The organism is Protofrankia sp. CiP1_Cm_nod1, assembly GCF_920888515.1.
Classification (GTDB): Bacteria; Actinomycetota; Actinomycetes; order Frankiales; family Frankiaceae; genus Protofrankia.
In genome coordinates this window covers 1-4,304 of record NZ_CAKKTM010000287.1, presented here as the reverse complement: position 1 = coordinate 4,304, position 4,304 = coordinate 1, and the positions used below count along the sequence as shown (strand labels likewise).

The window sequence follows — 4,304 nt, the reverse complement described above, 5'->3', positions numbered from 1 at the left end:
CAGGGCTCTCCTGGTCCGCGTCGCCCGCCGGCAAGGCACCTACCGGCGCGGCGACGGCGTCCCAGTCCCTGAGCTCCGGTCCAGTGTCCGATATGCTCGGGGGGTGTCCGGCCGAGGGGTGTCGGCGGGTGCTGCTCACCGCGCGGGGGAACTGGTTGCCATCGCCCGTGACGACCCGGTACGGCGTCTCCGGCTCGCCGCGCAGTTCTACGACCGGCGCGTCGCGGCCCGGAGTATCCGGCCCTATCGGCGTGCCGAGATGGCCTTCATGCGGTGGCAGATCCAGCGTGGCCTGCTGGCACCCGCCAGCGCCGCGACGCCCGGCAGCCCGTGGTGGCGAGCCGTGAACGAGTCCCTGCTCCGCGACGCGGCCGAGGCGGACCTGCTGTCCAGGGGCGTGCACGGCGAGCCCAGCACGACCGCCGTGCGGCACTGGCTGGCATTCCTGCGGCGTCCCGCTCCGGAGGCCTGGTACCGCGCGCACAACGCCAGCATCGTGGCCGGCTACCTGGACAACCGCGAGCTCGTCGCGCTCGAGACACCGCTCGAACGGTTCTTCATGGACGTCGCGCTCCTGCGCGTCCTCTACGCGCACAGCCTGCTCACGCGCCCCAGGCTGGCGCTCGGCAGGCTCGCCGTGTTCGGTGCTCTCCTGGGCGACCCGCGCCGCCGGGCGGCCGATCTCTTCCTGTCCCTCCAGAACGTCCTTCCCGACAGGTACCCCCTGGAGGGCCTGACGATCGAGGTGGTACTCGCCCGGGAGAACCGCCTGGCCCGCGTCTTCGACTACGGTGTCATCGCCGCCCGCATCGAGCTGCTGTACCGCTACGCCGCCGCCGATCTCGACGAGCCACGGGTGTCCGCCCTCTGCACCGGGCAGTGCCCGGTCTACGCCTGGCCGTACGAGTACTGCCACGTCTGGCAGACCGACCGCTCCCAGCTCGGCATCGCGCTCGTACGCGCGCTGCTCGGCCCGCCGCACTGACCGGCCCGCCGCACTGACCGGCCGGCCTGGTAGGTGTCTGTCGATGAGCCACCTTGTCGACGGTCTGCCGGGAGCCTCACCATGGCTCGTCCCGCTACCGTTCCTCGTGCTGTCCGCGGCGGGGGCGTCCCCGCTCGTCGGGCTGGTCTTCTCCGGTGCGGCCGCGGTCCTGCTCGGCGTGCTCGCGCACGGGCAGCGCCTACCGCTGTGGGCGGTGATCGCGGCCGTCGCGGCTGGCGCGGTCGTCGCGGTCGTCGCGGCCGTGGGATACCGTGCCGCCCGCCGGTCCGGCCGGGTCCGGGGCCGGATCCGTCGGCGTCCGGGGCCGCTGTTCCGGCTCGGCCGGCCTCCGGCCGCCGCCCTTGCGACGCTGGTCACGGCAGGATGGCTGTTCGGCGGGGTCACCTGGGACGTGGTGGCCCGCGAAGGCCTCGCCGCCGACGACGCCCGGCTGCTGCACGGCGTCACCGCCCGGCGCGGCCCCGGGCTGACATCATGGGCCAGGGTGGTCACCGGTCTCGGTAGCGGACCGGTCGTCTACGGCCTGCTGGTCGTGGTGGGCGTGCTGTGGTGGCGACGGACCAGCCGCTGGACGCCGCCCGTCGCCGCCGTCGCCGTGCTCGCGGCCGGTCAGCTGGTACGCCTGATGGTCAACCGGTTGGTCGCCCGCCCGCGGCCGCCGGCGGCGCTGTGGCTGGCCCACCCGCACGGCTACGCCTACCCGTCCGGGCACACCGCCACCGCGACCATCGGCTACGGCCTGGCCGCCGCACTGATCATCAGCCTCCTGCCGGCGGGAAAGGCCATGCTCGCCGCTCCGGTCGCCGCGGCCGTCCTGATCACGACCGGGGTCGGGGTGTCGCGGGTCTACCTCGGGGTGCACTGGCCCACCGACGTCGTCGGCGGCTGGGCGTTCGGTGCGGCCTGGCTCGCGCTGGCGGCCTCGGCCGTCGCCCTTGACCGGCGGCGTCGCAACCGGCGGCAGCCGACGCGTCCACGGCCGGCGCGGGCGCCGTGAAAACCCCCGTCCGCCAGGAAAAGAGCTCGCCCGCCAGGAACAACCTCGTCGTAGCCCTCGAGCGCCTCGCCTTGACGTCCTCCCCCGCGTTACGACTCCGTTGCCCAATGCGGGCGGTGTCGATCAGCAGCGGGGTGAACCGCTGTATCCACCGGTAGACGGTCACGTGATCGACGACCAGGCCGCGTTCGGCCAGGAGTTCCTCGACGTCCCGGTACGACAGCGCGTAGCGGAGGTACCAGCGGACCGACAGCACGATCACTGCCGGTGGGGGCCGGAACCCGTGAACTCCGAGGCGGGGATCAGCGAACGGGCAGGGCGTCGACGCATCCGTCCGCCTTACCTGATCAAGAGCCCAGCGAACACAACAGACAGTGAGGATGTATGTGAACCCTGCGCCATTGGTTCCAGTCGGAGACGCGGCCCCCATCTCAGACGGATGCAGGCGAGGATACCCAATACGGATGAAACGGATTTATTTATCCTTCCGTCGTGATCACCGTCCGATCGTGTCGAGATCGGAGTCCAGGCGGGACCAGGTCCGGGTGCCGACCACCCCGTCGGCCGTCAGCCCACGCTGTCCCTGGTAGTGCACCACGCCCTCATGCGTCGCCGGCCCGAAATCGCCGTCCGGGGCCAGCCTGGACGGGTGGCCCCCCTCCCATCCCAACACGATATTCAAGGCGTTCTGGAGGGTCTGCACGGGAGCTCCCCGGTCAGGGAAGGTGCCGGTGCGGTGCGAGTCCTGGTCGCCCCGGTGGAGGGTCGGGTATCCGGCGAAACGATTGCCGGGCTGCGGCGTGGTCGGGTACCACTCGCTGTAGTCCACGCCTCCGGCGGCCTTCCCGACGCCTGGCACCGTGGCCGTGGCCGTGAACTGCCACGCCACCAGCGTCTCTTTGTCCCACCCGTGGGGGAGCATACTGTCCCGCCACGTATTGGTATACGAGGGCAGCCACAGCGGTACCCCGAAGTAGGATACTCTCCCCTCCTGGAGGAAAAATTTGCCGGAGTACAGCCATTTCTCGCCGGGCATATGGTCTATCTTGCCGAGGAAGTCGCGGGCGAGGTCGCCACGTCGACGCGCCGGGATCGCGGCCTGTTCCAGGTCGAGGATAAGGATGTCGTCAGGGTGGTAGTTTCGGTTCACCACGTTCAGAAAATGTGCCGCCTGGTCCGCAGCGTCCCATGTGGTGGCGAAATGGTAGTGGCCGACGCGTAGCCCGGTGTGGCGAGCGTCCTTAACCCACCCCTCCCACCGCTCATTGGTATACGTGGCCCCTTCCGTCGCCTTGATGACGATTAGCTCGTGTCCGGCGTCCTTGTAGACGTCGGCGTCGAAAGACGCGTTGTATATGGAGATATCAGCAAAACGCGACATGTCGCATGCACTCCTTAGATACCTATCCGACTATTCGGCTCCTCTGCAGAGGTCTCCGCACGATTATTCCCAGATTGCGTCCACATATCGCATCGCAGGGCGGCTCGCTGCCGAAGAAGACCGACAAGGATCAACAGGAAGCGATCTTGCTATTGCCGAAACCGCGTTTCCTCACAACGAAACACCCCCTGAGTGGATATTTACGTGGTTTCGGTGGGATGAATCGTTTATGCCGGCCGTAGCTTTTACGGCTTTCGCGTGGTAAAGGCGGATTCGTGCACTCCATGGTCTTGAGCGCGAGGGTCGTCAAGGGCGGAGATGCGGCCGGCTGTCTGTCTGGTTTACCGATGCGGTGAAAGCCCCTCTCCTGCCAGGGTGAGGCAGTTCCCGGCCCGCTGGTTTACCGCCGCCCCGGCCAGGGAGAAACCTCCGTCATGAGCCCACGGAAAATCAACCGCACTGGTGTTCCCTGGCGATACCTGCCCCATGGCTTCCCGGCGCACGCCACCGCGTCTCCCTCCTACGCCGCCTGGCGCGACGAGGGCATCCTCACCCGGCTCGGCCACACCCTCACCCGCCGGGGTAAGGGCGAGCAGTCCCTTGTCAGGACGGGAGCCGGCCTCGGGCGACGAGTTCTCGTACCAGCGGACGCAGCGCGGCAGGTACCTGCAGCTCGTTGAGGACCGCTGAGCGCCGCCGGCCGGCGGCGTCGGTCACGGTGAACCGGTACTGGTAGAGGTCGGCCCCCTGGGGGGGCCTTGCCGGCTGATCCCAGCCGAGGGTGTCCAGCGCGGCTTCGGCCTGCCCGGCCTGCTCCGGGTCGAGTTCGCTGGTGTCGAGGACAGCATGCAGAACCAGACCGGCGAAGCCGCCGCTACGTTCGAACTCCACACGCACCCTTCGATGATGCCCCGGGTGAG

General features: G+C 69.1%; 4 protein-coding genes and 2 pseudogenes. 3 read left to right on the top strand and 3 right to left on the bottom strand.

From position 1 onward, the window contains the following. Positions 1-103: 103 nt before the first annotated feature. A complete protein-coding gene (locus NBX02_RS13100; RefSeq protein ID WP_250291532.1) occupies positions 104-985 on the top strand; it encodes a hypothetical protein in 882 nt (293 codons plus the stop codon). 43 nt (positions 986-1,028) lie between these two features. After that, complete coding sequence (locus NBX02_RS13095) at positions 1,029-2,003, top strand: phosphatase PAP2 family protein (protein WP_250291530.1); 975 nt, start codon at positions 1,029-1,031, stop codon at positions 2,001-2,003. A gap of 109 nt (positions 2,004-2,112) precedes the next feature. On the opposite strand, the pseudogene NBX02_RS13090 reads toward NBX02_RS13095, so the two are convergent. Beyond that, positions 2,113-2,265 (bottom strand): annotated as a pseudogene (locus tag NBX02_RS13090) (IS6 family transposase); the annotation flags it as partial. 234 nt (positions 2,266-2,499) lie between these two features. After that, a complete protein-coding gene (locus NBX02_RS13085) occupies positions 2,500-3,384 on the bottom strand; it encodes a GH25 family lysozyme (protein WP_250283535.1) in 885 nt (294 codons plus the stop codon). Between the two features lie 449 nt (positions 3,385-3,833). Here NBX02_RS13085 and NBX02_RS13080 point away from each other — a divergent pair. Further along, positions 3,834-3,959 (top strand): annotated as a pseudogene (locus tag NBX02_RS13080) (IS5/IS1182 family transposase); the annotation flags it as partial. A 28-nt stretch (positions 3,960-3,987) separates the two neighbouring features. Here the strand turns inward: NBX02_RS13080 and NBX02_RS13075 are convergent. After that, on the bottom strand, positions 3,988-4,304 hold a 317-nt coding region (locus tag NBX02_RS13075), incomplete at its 5' end, for a protealysin inhibitor emfourin (protein ID WP_250291528.1).